Annotated in this window: 20 protein-coding genes; 5 read left to right on the top strand and 15 right to left on the bottom strand. The window is 58.3% G+C overall.

The features are described 5' to 3' along the window. Positions 1 to 6: 6 nt before the first annotated feature. Positions 7 to 1008: a molybdopterin-dependent oxidoreductase gene (locus tag VEI50_11555; GenBank protein ID HXX75758.1), complete on the bottom strand. Its 1002-nt coding sequence runs from the start codon at positions 1006 to 1008 to the stop codon at positions 7 to 9. Positions 1009 to 2027: 1019 nt separating this feature from the next. On the opposite strand from VEI50_11555, the gene VEI50_11550 reads away from it, so the two are divergent. From VEI50_11550 to VEI50_11530, 5 genes are all read left to right on the top strand, one after another. Then, positions 2028 to 2333, top strand: a complete 306-nt coding sequence (locus tag VEI50_11550; protein HXX75757.1) for a hypothetical protein — start codon at positions 2028 to 2030, stop codon at positions 2331 to 2333. Positions 2334 to 2509: 176 nt separating this feature from the next. Continuing rightward, complete coding sequence (locus tag VEI50_11545; protein HXX75756.1) at positions 2510 to 2692, top strand: hypothetical protein; 183 nt, start codon at positions 2510 to 2512, stop codon at positions 2690 to 2692. A 110-nt stretch (positions 2693 to 2802) separates the two neighbouring features. Continuing rightward, positions 2803 to 3201 (top strand): hypothetical protein, encoded by a 399-nt coding sequence (locus tag VEI50_11540; protein ID HXX75755.1) that lies wholly within the window; start codon positions 2803 to 2805, stop codon positions 3199 to 3201. A 125-nt stretch (positions 3202 to 3326) separates the two neighbouring features. After that, positions 3327 to 3701, top strand: coding sequence for an OB-fold nucleic acid binding domain-containing protein (locus VEI50_11535; protein HXX75754.1), 375 nt, complete (start codon positions 3327 to 3329; stop codon positions 3699 to 3701). A gap of 239 nt (positions 3702 to 3940) precedes the next feature. Next, positions 3941 to 4669: a DUF3365 domain-containing protein gene (locus VEI50_11530; protein ID HXX75753.1), complete on the top strand. Its 729-nt coding sequence runs from the start codon at positions 3941 to 3943 to the stop codon at positions 4667 to 4669. A gap of 95 nt (positions 4670 to 4764) precedes the next feature. Here the strand turns inward: VEI50_11530 and VEI50_11525 are convergent, their stop codons facing one another. The 14 genes from VEI50_11525 to VEI50_11460 form a co-directional block, all read right to left on the bottom strand. Further along, positions 4765 to 6108, bottom strand: a complete 1344-nt coding sequence (locus VEI50_11525; protein HXX75752.1) for a 3-deoxy-D-manno-octulosonic acid transferase — start codon at positions 6106 to 6108, stop codon at positions 4765 to 4767. 11 nt (positions 6109 to 6119) lie between these two features. Beyond that, complete coding sequence (locus VEI50_11520; protein ID HXX75751.1) at positions 6120 to 7202, bottom strand: glycosyltransferase family 9 protein; 1083 nt, start codon at positions 7200 to 7202, stop codon at positions 6120 to 6122. Between the two features lie 78 nt (positions 7203 to 7280). Beyond that, positions 7281 to 8354 carry an iron-containing alcohol dehydrogenase family protein gene (locus VEI50_11515; protein HXX75750.1) on the bottom strand — a complete coding sequence of 358 codons (1074 nt, stop codon included), beginning with the start codon at positions 8352 to 8354 and terminating at the stop codon, positions 7281 to 7283. Positions 8355 to 8623: 269 nt separating this feature from the next. Next, positions 8624 to 9382, bottom strand: coding sequence for a 3-deoxy-manno-octulosonate cytidylyltransferase (gene kdsB / locus VEI50_11510; protein HXX75749.1), 759 nt, complete (start codon positions 9380 to 9382; stop codon positions 8624 to 8626). Positions 9383 to 9415: 33 nt separating this feature from the next. Beyond that, positions 9416 to 10600 (bottom strand): DegT/DnrJ/EryC1/StrS family aminotransferase, encoded by a 1185-nt coding sequence (locus VEI50_11505; protein ID HXX75748.1) that lies wholly within the window; start codon positions 10598 to 10600, stop codon positions 9416 to 9418. 142 nt (positions 10601 to 10742) lie between these two features. Further along, positions 10743 to 11363, bottom strand: a complete 621-nt coding sequence (locus VEI50_11500; protein HXX75747.1) for a hypothetical protein — start codon at positions 11361 to 11363, stop codon at positions 10743 to 10745. Positions 11364 to 11440: 77 nt separating this feature from the next. After that, positions 11441 to 14545, bottom strand: coding sequence for a multidrug efflux RND transporter permease subunit (locus VEI50_11495; GenBank protein ID HXX75746.1), 3105 nt, complete (start codon positions 14543 to 14545; stop codon positions 11441 to 11443). Beyond that, positions 14542 to 17658: an MdtB/MuxB family multidrug efflux RND transporter permease subunit gene (locus VEI50_11490; GenBank protein ID HXX75745.1), complete on the bottom strand. Its 3117-nt coding sequence runs from the start codon at positions 17656 to 17658 to the stop codon at positions 14542 to 14544. The genes VEI50_11495 and VEI50_11490 overlap by 4 nt, the downstream gene beginning before the upstream one ends. Then, positions 17655 to 18884 (bottom strand): MdtA/MuxA family multidrug efflux RND transporter periplasmic adaptor subunit, encoded by a 1230-nt coding sequence (locus VEI50_11485; GenBank protein HXX75744.1) that lies wholly within the window; start codon positions 18882 to 18884, stop codon positions 17655 to 17657. Before VEI50_11485 ends, VEI50_11490 begins: the two co-directional genes overlap by 4 nt. A 45-nt stretch (positions 18885 to 18929) precedes the next feature. Next, complete coding sequence (locus VEI50_11480; GenBank protein ID HXX75743.1) at positions 18930 to 19346, bottom strand: hypothetical protein; 417 nt, start codon at positions 19344 to 19346, stop codon at positions 18930 to 18932. A 17-nt stretch (positions 19347 to 19363) separates the two neighbouring features. Then, on the bottom strand, positions 19364 to 19684 hold the full coding sequence (locus tag VEI50_11475) for a hypothetical protein (GenBank protein ID HXX75742.1): 321 nt from the start codon (positions 19682 to 19684) through the stop codon (positions 19364 to 19366). Continuing rightward, complete coding sequence (locus tag VEI50_11470) at positions 19685 to 20416, bottom strand: RNA polymerase sigma factor (protein ID HXX75741.1); 732 nt, start codon at positions 20414 to 20416, stop codon at positions 19685 to 19687. Beyond that, positions 20397 to 21005, bottom strand: a complete 609-nt coding sequence (locus tag VEI50_11465) for a hypothetical protein (GenBank protein HXX75740.1) — start codon at positions 21003 to 21005, stop codon at positions 20397 to 20399. Before VEI50_11465 ends, VEI50_11470 begins: the two co-directional genes overlap by 20 nt. 315 nt (positions 21006 to 21320) lie before the next feature. Then, positions 21321 to 21493, bottom strand: a 173-nt coding sequence (locus VEI50_11460; GenBank protein ID HXX75739.1) for an integrase core domain-containing protein, incomplete at its 5' end; no start/stop codon positions are given.

Here is a 21493-nt window from a genome sequence, read left to right as displayed (position 1 = left end):
GCAATCCTAGAGATCGACCGTCACGGTGATATTGTGCAGGCCGGTCGCGCCGTCGGGGGCTGGGTCCTGCTCAATCGACGTCTGAAGTTTTCCTGACCCATCCGTCGCCCGCACGACCAACTCATAACGTCCTGCATTCAGTACCGCCCATTCAAAACTCCACAACACCCAGCTCGACGGAGACAGCGGAGGAGTGAGTGTGGCGGCGTGCCACTGCGCGCCCCCATCCATGCTCAGTTCGACGAGACGAATCCCTCTCGTCCCCGCGAAGGCGAGGCCTTGCACCAGATGGGTCAGACCGTGGAGAGTCGCACCATGTCCCGGCACATCGATGCGCGACATCGTTTTAATCGTGGCCTCGTCCGACCAACCCTTCTGCTGGTAATACCCTTGATAGTCCTGATCGACGACCTCGATTTCCGTGAGCCACTGCACGCTTTTCATCCCATAGACACCGGGCACGATCATGCGTGCGGGAAAGCCGTGACCCTGCGGCAACGGCACACCGTTCATCTTGTGGGCAAGCAGTACGTCGCCGGCCATGGCGCGGTCCAACCGGATGCTGTCTGAATACCCGTCGGCGGCGCGAAAGACCACATCGTAAGCATCGGGACTCACGCCTGCTTCATCCAAGAGCGCACGCAAGGGGATGCCTTCCCATTCCGCTGTGCTGATGTATTCATCGGCCACGGTGTTTCCGACACATTCGAGCGTCACGATCTGCGAAACGGTCGGCTTGGCGAGAAGCTGCGCGTAGTCCAACGTGAGCGGTCGCTCGACCAGACCAAGGATACGCATCGACCACTCGGCGACCCGCACCGTGGGCGGGCTGCGGTACGACGTCACATAGAAGTCCTCGTTAGGCGTAATGGGCGGAGTCGGCTTGACTTCTCTGTGCCCGAACAATTTATCGAGAATGCCGCCAACCGCGGTAAATGGTCGCACAGCCAGCCAAGTTGTAGCAGCACCGATGGCGGTGAGGAAACGACGTCGAGAGAGGTGCGTCATGATGGAGTAAGCGGTCAATCAATAACGAGTGAATTAGCCGTTCAGTCTTTCGGCATTCAGAGTCGGTGGTACAACCAACATCGACTAAGAGCATCTTGTCTGGTCACGATGAGCCACAAAGTACAAGGCTTTTGCAAATGCCCGGTAGTCTCGAAAATCAATAGGAGCAGCGTCTAGAGGGAGGGGAGCCCGGTCGAATAAATACGTGAGCAAGCCTCGGTACTGGGTATACCACCGGCATGCAATCTGATATGCCTGGCGAAACGCCGGGTTTTCGAGCCACGGAGTTGGATCAAGCTGATCATTAACCAAAATTTCAAGCCAGAGAATCCGGCGGCCGCGGGCGGTGGCCAGCGCGTTCTCGATGGAGCTTGTCCCAAGATAAGCAGGAAGCAACTTTAGAGAAGGAGTAGGGGTAGAATCAGCCCGGTTCGACATTGAGCGCAGTGTAACACAGCTTGAGATGGCAAACTCAGAATGGCTCGATGGTGGCGTGAGCCATTCAGCCAGCAATGAGCGAATCAGCCGGCCGGTGTATTGGTATCCGTCTTCGCCGATGCGCACGTATCAGGAGCTCTGTGAGCATTCAAGGGCTTTGCGAGGCGAATATCCACGTCGATTCCTTCAAGTGGGTCTGATGGCGGCCATACACCTAGGAGATGCGCTTCTTCGAATAAGGCTTCCACAATTTTGAGATTGCGCTGATGATCTACTGGAGAGTGACGGATCTGTTCTCGTTCGAACGCCCGTACCAGGCCTAATTACGCATCATGACGCGAGTTTCCTTAAGTTATGGACAAGGCTATTATACAGAAAATTGGACAGATCGGGCTGCGCCCACTTCCATTCTCAGAAATAATAGGGATAACGTGACAGGACATCACAAGAAATCCGATAAGAGCGTATCTCACACCATCATTATTTGTGTGCTGTTCGTCATAATTGGCTGTGGCTTACCATACAGCGCTTACGCGAGTGCTTTCGGGAATCAACAATTTACAAAAGGAGGCACGGCGTTGATGGCGCTGTCGGGACGTGAGATGGAGCGACACAACCGTCTCCCTCGGCTGCTAGCGCAGTCTTCGAGCGGGGTGGGTCAGGCGATCTTGCTGCAGGCTGAGGTCGTGCGACTGGCGAAGAATGCAGCGAAGAAGGAGAAAGGGAAGACGTTCGATGAATATGACCTGAACAGCGTAATCTTCGATCCGCAGAATCGAGAGTGGACGGTCTCGTTTAACCCGAAGTCTTCGAGTCGTTCGTCAGAAAAGTGTCTCCTCGTCATCGTGAGAGATGATACCAGAGAAACGAAAGTCCTTCGCTGTTGATGACTCTTCGGTGGACGAGTGGCGTGTCTCTGGTATCCACGCCTCAAAAAGAGTCCTTCCCTCCTCTTGACTCATGGTTCCTCCCCGCATAGTTTGATCAGACCTTGTTCTCGGAATAGGTTGGCTGGTTTCATAACAATGCAATCCGCAACACTCATTCAAGGAGGCGAGCACCGATGCGATTCGTCAAAGTGAAAGATGAAGACCGTCCGGGGGATGCGGCGATCAATCTCGATTTGGTCCGTCAGGCCCATTTCGGGGGAGGCGTGCTGCGTCTTTATTTCGAGCGGGGCACCACGGTTGACGAAGTGTCGTACACCGGAGAGAACGCGCAGAAAATCTGGGCCGCGATGGGTTAGGGCGAGAACAGCGAAAAAAGAAGTAAGTCATGGCTGCCAGAGGAGTGGCGGAGATCAGAATGATGAGGCATCGTGCCACACCAATGAATATCTCGCGGAAAGGAGTTTTCATGCTGAACGCGAATCCTCGGTTGCTTGTCGTGTTGAGTCTGATGTCCGGTCTGGTCGGAGGAGTTTTCGGAACCTTCCTTCTTGTGGGGAATTCGGTTATCGCCCAGCCCACGCCCTCAGACATTCCTCAAATAATCAGCGCTCAGGAATTCTGCCTCGTCGATGCCAAGGGCCACATTCGGGCCATACTCGATGTCACAGATGAAGGGCAGCCCTACTTTCAATTGAAGGATGAGTTCGACACCGACCGGGTGTGGATCGGCATCTCGTCTGAGACCGGTCTCGCCGTGCGCGATGTGGATGGCAAAACCCGGCTCGTCTTGAGTGTGGACGAAGAGGGGAAGCCCTCGCTCGTGGTGCGAGACCGGCAACACCGTACCAAGGAGATTCACCCGTAAGCTGGAGGTGCCTTAGCAAAAGGGAAGTCGCCCTTCGACGCACAGATTGGAAGCCACCACGAACACATGTCATTCTCAGACTCCTCGGCCTGTCTGCTAGACTAGGATCGAAGGAGGATGCTTCCATGTGGACGATCCGCTGGGTGCTATTGATGCTCTTGCTGGCGATGACGGAGGCCCACGGTCAAATGTCGATCGGGAGCCTGCGCTCGACGGTGGAGTCGTCGAACCTGGAGGTTGTCACACTTCAAGGCGTCGTGCATCTTGCTCGGCGGCATCAGCAACAGATGGGCGGGAAATGTGGGAGCGTCGCGTTTGTGTTGGCCGATGACACGGGCTCTATCGAGGTGGCCATCCGTCGGGCCAATCGCCTGGTTGAACCGCTCCGAGAGGGCGATCGTGTGCAAATAACCGCGCAAATTGAGGTCCTGCGCAACCCTGATAATATTCCCCTCCGTGTCTGTGTCGAAGCGGTCGCGATCCAGCATCTCGGCTCGTGAGGCGACGGAACCTATTATTTTACAATAAGTTAATACGTTTCCTCCCCTCGCTGTTCTAGCCCCAATCGACCTGCCCATTCGATCACAGCCTCCCCGACAAGACAGTTTTTTATCGCCTGCTATACTCGTAGGGGCGCGGGCTTTTGATCGATCCAATCAAACTTTTTCAGGAGGTTGCGTCGGTGAATGTCAGGGCGCACCTATCACTCACCGGGCGAACACAGGAGGATTCAGCGGCGATGCGAATCACAACCATTGTACTCGGAAGTCTGTTGAGCGGACTGTTTCTTGTCCTCCCGAATCTGGCACGGGCCGATCAGGATCTTGAGACAGCCAAGCTGCTGATTAAGATGGTCGAAATCGGCCGTGGCGTAATCTCGGAGCAGCAAACCCTGATCAACGATCCGGCAAAGGGCGACAAGGGTGTCACCGCCGAATTTGTGACCGGTCAGATCGCCGATCGGTTTAAGAAGCAAACGAATGTCGATCTGCTCGGCCCGAATGCTCATCCCTCGATCAAGTTGCTACAGACCATGCTCGAATCGCAAAAAGAAGTGATGGACGGAGCCCAGCCGATGATCAACAAGCAAGGGGTCGGCTTCAAGGCGTTCCTGCCCGCCGTCTTCGCACGCCGAACCGGGGCAACCTTCTACAAGAAAACGGGCATCCAGGTGAAGTTGACCAGCGTCGCCTACCGGTATGACGGCAACAAGCCGGATGATTTTGAGCAGGAGGTGCTCCAAGTGTTTGCGGACCCGAAGAGTCCCAAGGGACAGGTCGTCAGCCGCACCAGCATGGTGAACGGGAAACCGGCGCTTCGCGTCATGAAGCCGGAATATGCCGGAGCCTCGTGTCTCAGCTGCCACGGCAACCCGAAGGGAGAACGGGACATCACCGGGATGAGAAAAGAAGGTTGGAATGAAGGAGATCTGGCCGGCGCCATCAGCATTGTTATGCCGGCGCATTAATCGTCTCCTCCCGCTCATCACGACCCGCTCCCCCATACGAATCTGCAACCGGGGGAGCGGCCACCCAATCAATCACCGCCTTCCCGTCAGAATATTCAGAGTCCTGAAAGAGATGAGGACAATGGCGGGGAGGAGCCAGCCGCGAGACCTGTAATGTCTGCGACGATTCTTGCCGTCGTGCCTTGATTCGCCGTCACGACGCCACGGGCGCGGTCTCCCATGACCCTCGCCTGTTGCGGGTCTGCCAACAACCGCCGACACTCTGCGAATAGTTCCTGCTCATTCCGTACTTGAACAGCCCCTCCTGCCTCCACCAACCATCGGGACACGTCAGGAAAATCATGCATGTCAGGTCCGAAGAGGACGGGTTTTCCGCAGGCAGCCGGTTCTATCGGATTCTGCCCGCCCTTGGGAACGAAGCTCCCACCGACCACCGCGATGTCGGCCAGAGCGTACAAGCGACTGAGATAGCCCATCCGATCCACAACCACAACCACGGGTGGTGAGCTCTTTGGTTGAGAGAGCAGCGCCACCTGCACACCATCGTTCCGAAACACGTTCGCAACCTCGTCGCCTCGCTCCGGCCGACGAGGCACGATGATCAGCTGAAGGGGCGGAAATTCCTTTCTTAGTCGAAGGAACACCGAACGAATCACGTCTTCTTCTCCCGGATGAGTGCTTCCGGCAATCATGACGCGAGATCCAGGCGGGATGTTGAGTTCCTGTTGAAGCGCCGTACATGCTTCATCTGCGGGTAGTGACAGAGCCACATCGAATTTGAGATTGCCCGCACTGCGCAGCCGAGCCGGTTCGAGCCCCAACGCGAGAAACCGCTCGGCTTCGCCAGAGGACTGAGGATAGACCCACCGAAATGTATTGAACGCCGGTTCGAACAGCATCCGCAGGAAGTGATAGGCGCGAAACGATTCCGGGGACAGGCGTCCGTTGACCAGAAGGCAGAGAATCCCCCTCCGGCGGAGTTCCGCGAGGAACCCGGGCCAGATGTCGGTTTCAACCAGCACGAACAGCGCCGGGTCAACTTTGTCGAGGCAGTTCCTCACGGAATAGGTGACGTCGTAGGGGAAATAGAACAGGCCGTCACAGAATCGACGGAATCGCTCTGTGGCAATCACAAAAGCCGATAAGGTCGATACCGACAGGAATAGCGGCCGATCCCCGATCGTACGGCGCAGGTTCTCGATGAGGCTTCCCGCTGATAAGAGCTCGCCCACTGACAGGGCATGGATCCACACCGGTCCAGGGGAAGACGGTGCTCGTCGGGGATAGTCTTGCCAGCCGAGGCGTTTGAACAGTGTCTTCCGTCGTTTTGGGATGAGCACCCAGAACGGGAACAAGACGATCACGAACAGAAGGATGGCCAGAGTGAAGCCCGTGCGGAAGATGGCGAGGACGACCTGCTGATGCCATCGCAACTGCAAGGGATCTCCCGTCAGTTCAAAGAGGCTGCGATCGGCGCCGTCGCCATTTTCTCCATGACGGCCCGAACGACTTCGTCAACGGTCAAGCGTTTCATACAGGCCCGCTCCTCGTAGTCAGTGGTCCAACAGTCCTTCTTGAAACAGGGGCTACAGCTGATCCCTGCTCGCAACACCGTATGGCCTGGGCCGTAAGGACCAGTCCTCCACGGAGCGGTCGGCCCGAACAAGGCGACGACCGTCGTCCCGATCGCCACGGCCAGATGCATGGGGCCGCTATCCGTGGTGAGCAGCACCTGTGCGCGCCTGTAAATCGCCGCAAGAGTTTTAAGGCTGGTTCGGCCATCGACCCGGCGGCTCTTGCTCGTCATCAATCGGCAAATCTCGTCGATGGACGATCGATCCTGCGTCCCGCCAGTGAAGATGACACGAATGCCCTGGCCTTCGAGTCCATCCGCCACTGCGGCGAAAGAGGCCGGCTCCCACAACTTGGTCGGCCAGCGAGCCATGGGATTGATGACAACCAATCGATCCCGATCGTCAATGCCCGACGCGCGCAGCAGCGCAGCTGCCTCGGACTCATGCTCGGGCGAAATAGGAAGTTCGTAACGCACACCTGTGGTAGGCACTCCGATTCCTTTGAGGAGAAGCAATTCCCGCTCGATGGCGTGTTGGTTCATGTCGACAGCTGGCACCGGTTCGTTCAACACCACGTAGCTGAGCTCGGCATGATGCATCCCCCGACCGAATCCCACTTTGCGGACTCCTTTCGCCAGGAGAACCCAGATGGCGCTCTTGAGTAACCCTTGAAAATCGATGATCAGATCGTACCGAGTATCCCGCAGGGTGCGGATGAACCGGACGAACTCTCGCAGGGCCCGCAACACCCGTCCGGCTTGCAGGTCGGCCAGCCACGCCTTGCGACGGGAAACGAGCACGCGGTTCAGCGCCGGATGGCCGGTGATCAGATCGGCCGCCATTTCTTCGATCAGCCAGGCGATATGCGCGTCCGGATAGTGATGGCGAAGCGACAACAGCGCAGGGAGAGTGTGAATCACATCCCCGATCGCGCTGGTTTTCACGATAAGGATTTTCACGGGTCGGATCAGGGAGCCTCGAGGAGTGGGTGAAGGGGCAATAACCTCATCTATGCATGCCGGCAGGACGCAGCGGTTTCACATTCTCGCATACAAGGAGCGGATCTTCTCGCGGGTGATGATCTGCTTCCAGTTCTCACCAAGCGCGTTTTTCCACAGGGGCTCGAGCCCCAGCGCGGTGTCGATCATCTTATTCATGCCTGCTTCCTCCACCGCGCCGGTGACACCCGTGGGCAAGTCGATATGGTTCTTGTCGATCATGCGCTGAAATTCACGGACGTCCTTACCGTAATATTCGTCGAGCTGAGTGAACACGATGCAATTACCCACGCCGTGACGCACCCCTAGCACGTAGGAGAGCCCGTACGAGAGGGCATGACAGACGCCGACTTGGGAATAGGCGATGCTCAAGCCGCCGAAGTACGATGCCACCATCAGCCGTTCATCGGCCACGTTCGCGTCGCAGTCGTTGAGAAACACGTCGCGGCAGATGTCGCGCGCGCTTTCCGCGAAGGCGCGGCTGAACTCATTGATAAACGTGCCCTGCAGTGATTCGCAGGAGTGAATGTAGCAATCCATTGCGGTGTAGAATCGCTGGTTCGGTGGGACGGTTGCGATCAGATCGGGGTCCATGATGATCTGGTCGAAGGGCGTGAAATCGGAATTGATGCCCAGCTTCTTCACCGGTCCCGTCAGGACCGCGGTGCGCGAGACCTCTGCTCCGCTTCCCGCCAGCGTCGGTACACCGACGTGATAAATCGCCGGGTATTTTACCAGGTCCCACCCCTGGTAATCGGAGGCTGATCCGGGGTTGGTCAACATAAGCGAGACGGATTTGGCGAGATCCATCGCGCTGCCGCCTCCAATCCCCACGATCGCGTCCGGCTGGCGGTTCGAGAAGGCCTTCACCCGCTCCGTGAGCTCATCCACATACTGGGTCTTGGGTTCCGTTCCGACATCCACGAAGATGATCAAATCATTCGCGCGGAGCGGCAATCGCTGGACGAACGGTTGTTTCTCGTGGACTGCGTCGATGAGAAACACGACGGGACATCCACTCTCGGTGCGTTGCTTAGTCAGAATATCCCCGAGCTGATTGATGCTGCCTCGCCCGAAAATAAGCTGGGGGACTAAGCGGAGGTTTCGGTACATGGTTACGTCCTTTCAGGATGTTGAAAAGGTCCCCGTTCTCACGGACCCAGCTCCGCTGTGTCAAGACACGCCCTTCACCAGGCGTGGTTCTCGTGCCGCTCGGTAGACCCGGGAAGCGTAATTCGCTTGTGAGATACGAAGTACGAACGATGAATACAATATGACGAGGACAACCTAATTGAGCATCCTGACGAAGACTCTCAGCCCCTCTGCACCGCCTGCCTATCTCCATCGGACGAATGACCAAACGATTATTCACCCTCCTATGTTTAGTGCGACAAGAATCGCTCGGTAACGACTTGTTCAAAATCCACGGCCTGATCAGGAGTATCAATCTCGATCAACGCATCTTTCGTGATTCCCACCTTAATTCGGTGCCCTCGTTCCATGGCGCGCAGCATCTCCAGCTTCTCGACCTGCTCGAGTTTGCCCGGAGGGAGCCTGCTGAACAGCTCGAGGAAGGAGGCTGTGTAGGCATACAGCCCGAGATGGATCAACACCGGAACGCCGGCCGCCACCTCCGCTTCGAAGGCCCCGTGTGTGTCTCGGAAATAGGGGATCGGCGCGCGGGAGAAATACACGGCATAGCCGTTCTCATCGCACACCAGCTTGACGTGGTTCGGATTCCGGTAATCCTTGTCGTACCGCACCGGCGTTCCTAATGTGGCCATCTCCGTGTCGCGCTGAATGAGATCGACAAGTTGGCGAATTTGCTCTCCGGTCACCAAGGGCTCGTCGGCCTGCACGTTGATTACATACCGGGCCTTGAGGCCGCGGTTGGCTTCGGCAATCCGGTCTGTTCCACAGGAGTGGCCTGGATCGGTCATGATGACTTCGTATCCCTCTTTGCGGAGCGCGTCAGCCAGCGATTCGTGATCCACGGCAAAGTAAAGGGGAAACTCAGGCGCCTCGTTCCTGATGCGGTCGGCGGTCCAGACGATGACGGGTTTGCCCTTGACCGGGTGGAGCAACTTTTTTGGAAAGCGCGTCGAGCCGATGCGGGCCGGAACAATGATCGCGACGTTCATGGGGATGTCCAACCTGAGAGGACGGTGTAGGAGCTAGGTTAAAACCGATTTCATCCGCGCGAGTCTATCACGCACCTGATCCTGCGTCCACCGCAGTCTGATCAACATTGAGATAGTCCGGCCCATGATGGCATCGGACTGGGGCAGGGAAATTTTCGTCAGATCGGCGCCGTATCCGAAGCGATCGATGGGCAAGCGGCCTGGAGATGTGAACGTCTTAATATGGTCCCATTTCCGGTGGTAGTGCCAATTGTTGTCGTACCAGTAGAAACAGCCGTCGACGCCGGCAGCTCCCAGGGATTTGGCAGCCTGACGTGCCTCGTCTTCAGTCGGTAAAAGGAAGCTCAAGAAGGTGGCCGAGTCTCCTGCAGCGTCGGGAAGCTCACGAAACTGCAGGCGGTGGAGTCCCGCGAGGCCTTCCTTGAGTTGGGCCTTATGGGCCCGCTGGGTTTCTAGGATACGGTCAAGTTTCGCCAGCTGAGCGACGCCGACCGCAGCATTGAGTTCGCTGAGGCGGTAGTTCGTGCCGATGTGCGGGTGATTGTCAGCACCTCGGTCGGCACCCAGATGATCATGGCCATGATCGGTAAAGGCCTGCGCGAGGTTATAGACTTGAGCATCGTCGGTAATGATCGCGCCGCCCTCTCCGCACGTGACGGTTTTCACATAGTCAAAGGAGAAGCACCCGATCTTCCCGAAGGTGCCCAGCGACTTGCCTCGAAAGCTTGCACCGGCTGCCTGAGCGACATCCTCGATAAGAATCAGGCGGTGCGTACGGCACAATTCAGCTAACGCATCGATCCGTGCCATAGCTCCACACATGTGAACTACGAGCACGGCCTTGGTCTTCGGCGTGATGGCGGCCGCGACCGAATGCGGGTCCAGGCACAGAGTCTGGTCGATTTCGGCGAAGACAGGCACCGCGCCCGCGAGCAACACCGTTTCAAGATCGGCGACGAAGGTGAAGGGAGGAAGGATGACTTCGTCACCGGCCGCGACACCGCACGCTGCCAAAGCTGTGCTAAGGGCGGCCGTCCCGCTGGAGCAGACATGGGCGTGTCGCGTGCCGAAACGAGTCGCCAGAGCCTGTTCAAGGTCGCGCGACTTCCATTGCCCGTTCCGCGCCGCATCGAATCCGTAACGCATCAACACGCCGGATTCGAGAACTTGCTGAACCTCGCGGCGTTCTTCCTCGCCAATCAACTCGAATCCAGGCATGCTCTCCCTCGTTTCAGCTGAGTTGTGACCCGCTTCGGACCACCGTCCCCTTCGCGCCGTTCATTTTACTGACGAGGGCGCGCGATATCCAGCGTGAAAGTCTGTTTCTAGATAGTTGCGTGATCCGGAAGGGCGTACTCGTTTACTGGGGAGCAGCGATCTTGGCATCGGGAGTCGGCGGCGTCGGGAAAAGATTCCGTCTGGGGATCACCGCAGTACTTGAACAGGTGCCCGCTTCTTTGTCCACTTTGCGATCCACGATCCGTACATCGCTGAGGACTTGGTCGACCAGGCCTTCGCGGACCACTTCGATATCCTGTTCGGCGTCCTTTCCGGTCTTTTCCCGGATTCGATCCACCGATTTTTCCTTCACCTGGACACGGACGAGCTTTGAGAGCTCAACACGCGCAGCCAGGTCGGCCGAATGCTGACAGAGGTAGAGCCCCTTTGTGAGATTGCCGTATCCTGTCGCGCGGACGTACTCGCCGTCGGATGGGCCGACCTCGGCGGGCGGAATCTGCACGTCTTTTGGGGCGACCGCTGCCGGTGGGGATGTGGTATCCTCGACCTTTGAAATCGGCTGAGCGGAAGGAGAGGCGCCTTGTTCCTGCGGGTGTTCTTCCACTCTCAGTTGTTGAAACGCTTTGTCTGCATGTTGTCGTACGGTATCAGGGTTTGTTCCGGGAGCCGGCGTCGTGGAGCAGCCGACGATCATGAGAAGGCTGCTCAGAGCGAGCCCGATACGCTTAGTCCTTGCGATCATACCTCACCACCACCTTGAGTAAGCCTACCACAGGATCATATCTTCCGTCGCCGCTACGCACGGTCTGGGGCTGGATCTTATTGGGGCAGCGGCCTGGCTTCCACCGCCCTCGGATGCATTCGTAAGAAACGCAGGCGCACTCGATCAAGATAAAGGTACACGACCGGCGTCGTATAGAGGGTGAGCAACTGACTGACGAGCAACCCGCCGACGATGGCGATGCCGAGCGGCCGACGCAGTTCCGAGCCCACTCCCGTTCCGAGCGCCAACGGCAAGGCGCCGAACAGCGCTGCCATCGTCGTCATCATGATTGGTCTGAAGCGTAACAGGCAGGCTTCATAGATCGCTTGCTCCGGCCGTTTGCCGTCTTTTCGTTCCGCGTCCAGGGCGAAATCGATCATCATAATGGCGTTCTTTTTCACGATCCCGATCAGCAGGATGATCCCGATGAGTGCGATCATGCTCAGCTCCGTCTTAAAGAGGAGCAGTGCGAGCAGCGCTCCCACGCCGGCAGACGGCAGTGTCGACAGAATCGTCACCGGATGGACGTAACTTTCGTAGAGAATCCCCAAGACAATATAGACCGTGATGAGCGCGGCAAGGATGAGCAACGGCTGGTTCTGCACCGACGCCTGAAAGGCTTTGGCCGTGCCCTGAAAACTGCCATGGACGCCGGCTGGTAAGCCGATCTCCCGCGTGGATTTTTCAATGGCCTTCACCGCATCGCCCAGCGACACGCCTGGCGCCATGTTAAACGACAGCGTCACGCCGGGAAATTGCCCCTGATGGTTGACCAGCAGCAACGTGTTCGTGGGTTCGTAGCGCGCCACCGCACTCAGCGGCACTTGCGCTCCTGTGGGGGACCGCACATAGATTTCCTGGAGTGTGGAGGGGCTCTGCCAGTATTGCGGGGCGACTTCCATCACGACGTGGTACTGATTGAACGGCGTATAGAGGATGGAGACCTGGCGCTGACCGAAGGCATCATAAAGGGTGTCATCGATGAGCTGCGGACTGAGGCCGAGTCGCGAGGCCGTGCTGCGATCGAAGACGACCAGCGACTGGAGCCCCTTGTCTTGTTGATCGCTGTTCACGTCCACAATTTCGCTCAGCGTACGCAATTGACGTTCCACCCGGGGCGCCCACGTGTTCAATTCGGCCAGGTCCACGCTTTGGAGCGTGTATTGGTACTGCGCGCTGCTTGCCCGGCCGCCGATACGCAGGTCCTGAATCGCCTGGAGCACCGTCGGTGCGCCGGGCACCTTGGCCAGCTTGGGGCGCAGCCGGGCCATCACCTGGTCCACGCTCATCTGTCGCTCTTGAAGCGGTTTCAACGCGATGAACATCCGGCCGGTATTTGTTTGACCGCTCACGCCTCCGCCGCTGAACCCTGTGACCGTATCGACCGCCGGATCGCTCTTGATAATGTCCACCACTTCCGTCAGCTTCTGGCGCATCGCTTGAAACGAAATATCCTGTGCGGCCTGAATATTCCCGAACATGCGCCCGGTGTCCTGCTGGGGGAAAAATCCTTTGGGGACAGCGGTATAGAGATAGACGCTCACAGCCATGGTCGCCAGCGTGAGCGCCAACATGCTCCGCGGATGGCGTAGCACCCACGCGAGACTCCGGGCATATCCACCGCGCATGCCCTCGAAGAACCGCTCGCTGAACCGATACCACCGTCCGTGAGTCCGGCCCTGTTCGGACTTCAGCACCCGCGCGCACATCATGGGGGTCGTGGTCAGTGACACGACGAGTGAGACGAGAATCGCCACGGAGAGTGTGACCGCGAATTCCCTGAACAACCGGCCCATCATGCCGCCCATGAAGAGGATGGGAACAAACACCGCGACCAGCGACAAGGTCATCGACAAAACGGTGAACGTGATCTCGCGCGCGCCGCGCAGCGCAGCCTGAAACGGCGCCATGCCCTCTTCGCGGTAGCGGCTGATGTTTTCTAAAACCACGATCGCGTCGTCCACCACGAATCCAGTCGCAATCGTCAGCGCCATCAGGGAAAGATTGTCCAAGCTATACCCGAAGAGATACATCACCCCGAACGTGCTGATCAGAGAAACCGGTACCGCTACGCAGGGAATGAGCGTGGCGCGAACGTCCCGAAGAAACAGGAAGACTACCAGGATCACGAGGAGCACGGAGATCGCGAGCGTCCGTTCGACGTCGTGGAGCGATGCGCGAATGACTGGGGTCCGGTCGACCACGACCGAGAGGGTCATGCTGCCGGGGATGGATGCTTCCAGCTGCGGAAGCAATGCTCGCACACGGTCAACGGTCTCGATGATATTCGCACCCGGCTGCCGGTTGATAATGATGAGGACCGCCGGGATCCCGTTCGACAACCCTGTCGTCCGGAGATCCTCGACCGACTGCTCTACGGCCGCGACATCCGACAGCCGTACGGCCCGTCCCTCCCGGTAGCTCACGATCAATGGCAGGTAGTCCTCTGCGTCGTGAAGCTGATCGTTTGTTCTGATCTCCCACGTGCGTGTTTCATTGGCAAGTTGACCCTTCGGACGGTTCACATTCGTGTTGCTCAGCATCTGGCGGACGTCGCCCAGTCCGATCCCGTATTTGTTCAGTGCCGTGGGATTCAGATCAACACGCACGGCGGGCAGCGAGCCTCCTCCCACGGTCACCTGGCCTACGCCGTCGACCTGCGACAGCTTCTGCTGGAGGATGCTCGATGCCACATCGTACATCCGGCCCCGGCTGACGATGTCCGAGGTCAGCGACAGGATGAGAATCGGCGCATCGGCCGGGTTGATCTTGCGATACGTGGGTCTGTTCGGCAGGTTGGCCGGCAGATCGCCTCTCGCGGCCACGATTGCGGCCTGGACGTCTCGAGCGGCGCCGTCAATGTCACGACTCAGTTCGAATTGCAGTGTGATATTGGAAGAGCCGAGCATACTGGTGGACGTCATCTCCGTCACACCGGCAATGCGCGTGAACTGGTGTTCGAGCGGGGCCGCCACAGAGGTGGCCATGGTTTCCGGGCTTCCGCCCGGCAGCGTGGCGGACACGTTGATGGTCGGAAACTCCACCTGAGGAAGCGCAGCGACAGGGAGAAATCGAAACGCCACGATGCCGACGAGCGTAACGCCAATGGTCAGCAGGGTCGTGGCGACCGGACGGTGGATGAACGGCGCGGAAATGTTCATAACGTACCGGGGGTCAACGCCTCGGTATCCAGAGTCGACGACTGACGGGAGCTGACGCGACGCGCGAGCCGATCGAAGGCCAAATAGACGACCGGCGTGGTGTACAGCGTCAACACCTGGCTTAGAATCAGCCCGCCGATGATGGCGATCCCGAGCGGATGCCGCAGTTCCGAGCCGACCCCCGAGCCGATCGCCAGCGGCAGCGCCCCGAGCAGCGCGGCCATCGTCGTCATCATGATCGGCCGGAAGCGCAAGAGGCAGGCTTCGTAGATCGCTTCTTCCGGCTGTTTGCCTTCTTTGCGTTCCGCGTCGAGCGCGAAGTCGATCATCATGATTGCGTTCTTTTTTACGATTCCGATCAACAGAATGATGCCGATCAACGCAATCACACTGAAGTCGGTGCGGAACAGCATCAAGGCCAGCAGCGCACCGACGCCCGCAGACGGGAGCGTGGACAAGATCGTGAGCGGGTGGATATAGCTCTCATACAGGATGCCCAGCACAATGTAGACGGTGACGAGGGCTGCGAGAATCAGCCAGGTTTCGTTCGCCAGGGAATTTTGAAACGCCTGGGCGGTCCCTTGAAAACTCCCCCTGATGCTCGCCGGCAGGCCGATGGCTTGTGCTGCCTGTTCGATAGCCGTCACGGCGTCACCCAGGGATTTCCCCGGCGCGAGATTGAACGACAACGTGACGGCGGGAAACTGTCCCTGCCGGCTGATGGCCAGGGGGGTGGTCGTCTCGGAGAACTGGGTAAACACGTTCAGCGGAACCTGCCCGCCGGTCAGCGACCGGATATCGAGAAACTGGAGCGCGTGCGGCCCGCTCTGGAACTCCGGCATCACTTCGAGCACGACGCGATATTGGTTCAACTGCGTGAACATCGTGGATACCTGCCTCTGTCCGAACGCGTCGTAGAGCGTATCGACAATCAGTTGGGGCGTGATGCCGAGCCGAGAGGCTGTGCTGCGATCGATGACCAACAAAGAGGCAAGTCCCTGGTCCTGTTGATCGCTACTCACGTCTCGCAATTCGGGCAGGGCCTGCAATGCTTCAACGAGCGTGGGAGCCCATCGACTCAGCTCCTCCGGATCCGCGTCTTCCAGCGTATATTGGTACTGCGTACGGCTGACCCGATCCTCGACCGTGAGATCCTGCATCGGTTGGAGAAACAAGGTGATGCCGTCAACGCCGGCTACCTGGGGCTGCAGGCGGCCGATCACCTCCTGCGCGCTGATCCTGCGTTCAGCCAAAGGCTTCAGATTGATCTGGATGCGTCCGCTGTTGAGTGTAATGTTGGTTCCGTCCACACCGATAAAAGACGACAGGCTAGCGACGGCTGGATCCGTGAGGATGGCGGCGGACAACGCCTGTTGACGCTCAACCATCGCGGTAAACGAGATCGATTGGGCCGCTTCGGAAATGCCCAGGATCACGCCTGTATCCTGCACAGGAAAGAAGCCTTTGGGCACGACGATATACAGCAGGATGGTGAACAGGAGCGTCCCGACCGCGACCGCCAGGGTCGCAGATTGACGATGTAAGACCCACCGCAGTGTCCTGCCGTAGGCCGCGATCACCCGATCGAAGACCTCTTGAGACCAACGGTAAAACGTTCCCTGGTCCACTTCACGCCGGTAGCGGAGCAGTCTGGCGCACATCATCGGCGTCAATGTGAGTGAGACGATCGCCGATATGACGATCGTAAAGCTCAGCGTAACCGCGAACTCGCGGAACAGCCGGCCCACCACGTCACCCATGAAGAGAAGCGGGATGAGCACCGCGATGAGCGAGATCGACAGCGAAAGAATGGTGAACGCAATTTGTTGTGATCCCTTGAGTGCGGCCTGGAGCGGCGAGTCGCCCCGCTCGATGTACCGCGAGATGTTTTCGATCATGACGATCGCGTCGTCCACGACAAAGCCCGTCGAGATCGTGAGTGCCATCAACGTCAGGTTGTTGAGGCTGAACCCCATCAGGTACATTGCGCCGAATGTCCCCACGATCGACAAGGGCACTGCCGCCGCGGGAATCACGGTCGCCGATAGTGTGCGCAGGAAGAGAAAAATGACCATGATGACGAGTGCCACGGCGAGCATCAGCTCAAACTGCACGTCGCGCACCGAGGCTCGAATGGAAGTGGTCCGGTCGGTCAGCACCGTGACTTGCACGGAGGACGGCAGCGCGCTCTGGAGTTGAGGCAGCAGGTTTTTGATGCGGTCTGCCACTTCGATGACGTTCGCTCCCGGCTGCCGTTGGATATTGATGAGAACGGCCGGTGTCTCGTTCATCCAGGCTGCCTGCCTGAAGTTTTCCACATCGTCAACAACGTCAGCGACGTCGGACAAGTGGACGGGCGCGCCGTTGCGATAGGCAACGATCAACGGCTGATAATCGCGGCTCGACAGCAATTGGTCGGTTGCATTGATGATGGAGGCCCTTCGCGGCCCGTCAAAGGCCCCTTTGGCTTGATTGACGTTGGCCGCAGCCACGGTCGCGCGCACATCCTCCAAGGTGAGCCCGTACGCCGATAATGCTCGGGGATTCGCCCGAATGCGGACGGCCGGTCGCTGGCCGCCGCTGATGCTGACGAGCCCGACGCCGGAAAGCTGGGAGATTTTTTGCGCAAATCGCGTCTCCGCCAGATCTTCCACTTGTGGCAGGGGCAACGTGCTCGACGTCAGAGCCAGCGTCAGGATCGGCGCATCGGCTGGATTAACCTTGTTATAGACCGGCGGGTTCGGAAGATCGCGCGGGAGGAACGTGGAAGATGCGTTGATCGCGGCCTGTACCTGTTGTTCGGCGACATCCAGGCTCAGGTCGAGGCTGAATTGCAATGTGATGACCGAACTGCCGCCGGAACTGGTCGAGGTCATCTGATTCAGGCCGGGCATCTGCCCGAACTGTCGCTCGAGCGGCGCCGTGACGGACGAGGCCATGACGTCGGGACTGGCGCCGGGGTAGAACGTCAGGACTTGGATGGTCGGATAATCGATCTGGGGTAGGGCGGAGACTGGCAACTGACGGTAGGCCAACACACCAGCCAGCAGAATGGCGACCATCGATAAAGCGGTCGCCACCGGCCGCATGATGAACAGGCGGGATGGATTCACGATCGTCTTCCTCGCGGCGGCCTTTCAAGGTCAGCCGGCGGAACGTCGGATCCTTTCGCAGGCTGATCATTCTGGTTCCGAACATCGACCTTGCTGCCTTCGCGCAGTTTCTCGGTGCCATCCACGACGACCAATTCGTTGGGGGCGAGCCCCGAACTTATCGATGCCTCCTCGCCATGAGTCGTGCCAATAGCGACGGTTCGAACAGCGACCGTCCGATCATCATTCACCACATAGACGAACGTGCCCTTTGTTCCCCGTTGAATCGCAGCGGAGGGCACGATGGTGACGCCATGTTTTACCTCCAACAACAGGCGCGCATTGACGAATTGATTGGGGAACAGGGCGCTGTCCTCGTTCGGAAACACTGCCTTGAGCCGAACGGTGCCGGTGTTGGGATCGATCTGATTATCGACTGTGAGCAGGGTACCGGAGGCCAGTTTTTTCTTTTGCTCCCGGTCGAACGCGTCGACGGTCGGCTGTTGACCCGCTTTGAGCCGTTCAAGAACCGCAGGCAAATTGTCCTCCGGAATGGTGAAGATGACGGTAATCGGCGTGAGTTGTGTGATGACCAGGAGACCATTCGTGTCGTTGGCGCGAACCATGTTCCCGGGATCCACGAGCCGCAATCCCACCCGTCCGCTGATCGGCGCCGTGATGCGGCTGTAGATCAGCTGCAATTTGGCATTGTCGATCTGGCTTTGGTCGGCCTTCACGATGCCTTCCAGCTGGCGCACCATCGCGTCCTGGGTGTCCAGTTGTTGCTTGGGAATGAAGTCCTGTTTGTACAGCCCTTTGTATCGTTCCAGGTCGAGCCGGGCGTTCTTCAACTGCGCCTGGTCGCGTGCCATCTGTCCCTCGGCCTGTTCCAATTGCACTTCAAACGGTCGCGGGTCGATCTGCGCCAACAACTCGCCGCTGCGGACGATCTGCCCTTCTTGAAACAGCACATTCATGAGTTGGCCATCGACTCGGCTCTTCACATTGACGGTGTTCAGCGGCACTACCGAACCGAGCCCGTTGAGGTAGATGCCGATGTCACCCGTTCGAGCCGAAGCCACCGTCACAGGCAGAGCACGTGCTCCGCTCGGGGTCTGGCCGGCGCGTGACGGTTCCTCGCCCGACTTCGCCAGAAGGGCATACCCGGCCAAGGCGAGGAGGCAGGCTGCAGAGAGCCCGATCACCCATCGTTTCAGTGTCGTCGCAAAGCCAAGGGATTCTGGCATGTGGTCCTTCTTATCTGCACGCTCGCCGCCGGTCAGGCAACCCTACTACGGCGCTATTTCCTTTTTCTTCGCCGCCAGATAGTCGCGGGAAGTCTGCCAGCGTTGTTGCAGCCCCGCATACATCCTGTCCAAGTCCGACTGCTGGGCCGAAGACAGCTTCGCTTTCATGTCCGTCATTCCTTTGGTCAGGATGTCCTCTATTTCAACCTGATGCGAAAACCGCAACTCGAGAATCGCCAGATGAGCCCAAGTCACGATCGGATCGATCTCCGTTTGCTGTTGCGCGGTGAGTGACAGCTCCTGCGTGAGCCGCTTCATGATCCGTTCGTGTTGGGCGACCGGGCCTCGATCTCCACGTTGCGTCCGCTCGGTGTCAACGTAGAGAAGGGTCCCGAGGATGCCGGTCAAAACACCGGCGGCAAACAGGACGATCAGGCCCGCCCATAATCTGAGTCGTGACATGGTAAGCTCCTCCCGCTTCAGTAATCCATGAATAACGGGCTCGAGTCGAACTCCTCAGCCAACAACCCCGCGCTCTCTCCCGCAGGAGACCCAAACATCTGGACGGTGAGGACCATCGCAACCAGCACTACCGCGGCTGTGATCGTCGCTGTCCGCCAGACGAGCTGATCGAGCGAGACGGTCGGGATCCACCGAGCGTTGCTGTTGGTCGATTGGCGAATGGCTCGCATGACGTTCTGCGTCACATCGACAGCGCCGATCGGGAGGTCCGGCTGAGACCGATAGGATTCGGTCAGGGTGCGCTCAAGCCTTTGGATCTCGTCATCACGATGTCCCATTTATGTGCTCCCTCGTGAGGTGGCGCTCAGGATTTTGCGAAGTGCCCGCCGGGCACGATGCGCTCGTACTTTCACGTTGACCACACTCCATCCCAACAGGTGTGCCGCCTCACGCACTGAATGACCGTCGAGATGGACCAAGGTCAGCACAGCTCGATTCTCCGGTGACAACTGTCTGAGCGCCCATTCCAGGATCTCCGCCGCCTCTTGCTTTCGCGCTTGGTCGCGAAACTGATCATTTGACCGAGCGGCCAGCGCGTGCTCAATCCATCGATGGTGCTCCTCGGTGAGCGTACTGACCGGCAGCTCTTCGCGTTTTTTTGCCCTCCAGAAATCGTAGCACGTTCGGACGGCAATACCGGCCAGCCAGTGATCAAAGGAGACCGAGTCCGAAAACTGCGCCAACCCGAAATACGCCTTGACAAACACATCGTGAACGATCTCTTCGACGTGATCCGCGGGCACCCGCCGACTGACGATGCGAATCACGTGACGTTGGTATCGACTGATAACATCTGAAAATCGGTCGGTCTCCCCTCCGATGATCCGCCGGATGAGAGCGCTGTCTTCTGAGGCCCGTGAGAGATCCGTTAACGACTCATCGGCCATCGGCAAGTGCATTCCTGGCACACCTACTATACACGTCCCAAGAGAGCTGTCGCTCATCATACCATCGTACGATGTCTTGTCGAACGTGAGTCGGATCGCAAGGTTACCCGGCCGACGGTCCACCCTCCACTTCGCTCACCTCGACCTCGGAAGCATTGAAGCCGGCTTCCATTTCACTAGCTTCGTTCGAGGAGTCATCCGTTTCAGCCTTCATCATATGACCCCCATCCCGGTGCCGGTATTGCTGCCACAAGGCCTTCTGTTTCTCCTTTTGCTCCGGTGTCAGGACGCCCATGAGCTCCCGTCCGGCCCTGATGCCGATGATCCGGACGGTGGCGTCGAACGATTCCTTTTCCTTTACCTTCGCTTCGATCGCGGGAAGGGGGGTCTTTTCATCCCACAACAGTGCGCGCAATTCCCGTTCGCTGACCTTCACCTCGGCTTTTGCGCGGATACGGGCTCGATCCGCATCGAGCGCGACGGCACGGAGTTTCGTGACCTGTTCATCGGTAAGACCAAGTTCCTGCTTGTTTTTCAAGAGGTGCCGGAGCAGGTGAGTGGTCATACTGCCATGTCTATGTCCACCATGATGCGACATCATGTGGGCTTTGCCGCCGGAACAGCGGGCTCCATCATCGGCACGCACCATCGGTGCAGTAATGAGTGCGCTCGCCAACCCAAGGCCAAGAATCAACAACGTACTCCGTCTCATGGTGTCCTCCTTCATCAGGTTAATATAGGACAAAACTGTGACCGCTGCTTTTCCTTCTATTTGCTAGTCGCGGTGAGGTTCGGGAAGGTTACAAGCGAGCCTCGTCAGGCGTTAGTCCTGGCCCGCAAGTCCGTGATATATCGACCCATCTTATTGCTGCAACGACCGCTGGAGGAGGTCAAGAGAAGGATTTGACAGAGCGCTCAACCGAACATCATCGCATCGTCCCGCTGCCTTTATCGTTCCAATAATAGTACAGGGAGATGTTGGGGTAGATTGACCTGCCCCCTGTAGTTGTACCACTTGCAATGTGACTCACGCGCACCGTGGCGCGATGGCTTCCGGTACCGGCGGACGATAGCCCAGGGCGCTGTGGGGCCGAATCCGGTTGTAGGTCTGCCGCCAGCGCTCCACGAGCACCTTCACCTCCCAGAGTGTATCAAACAGTTCCCGATCCAACAGTTCATCCCGTAGTTTGTTCGGTGATG

The sequence above is a fragment of the Nitrospiraceae bacterium genome (assembly GCA_035623075.1).
In the GTDB taxonomy this organism is placed as follows: domain Bacteria; phylum Nitrospirota; class Nitrospiria; order Nitrospirales; family Nitrospiraceae; genus DASPUC01.
The sequence above is the reverse complement of the archived record's forward strand: the minus strand, read 5'-3'. Positions and strand labels throughout refer to the sequence as shown.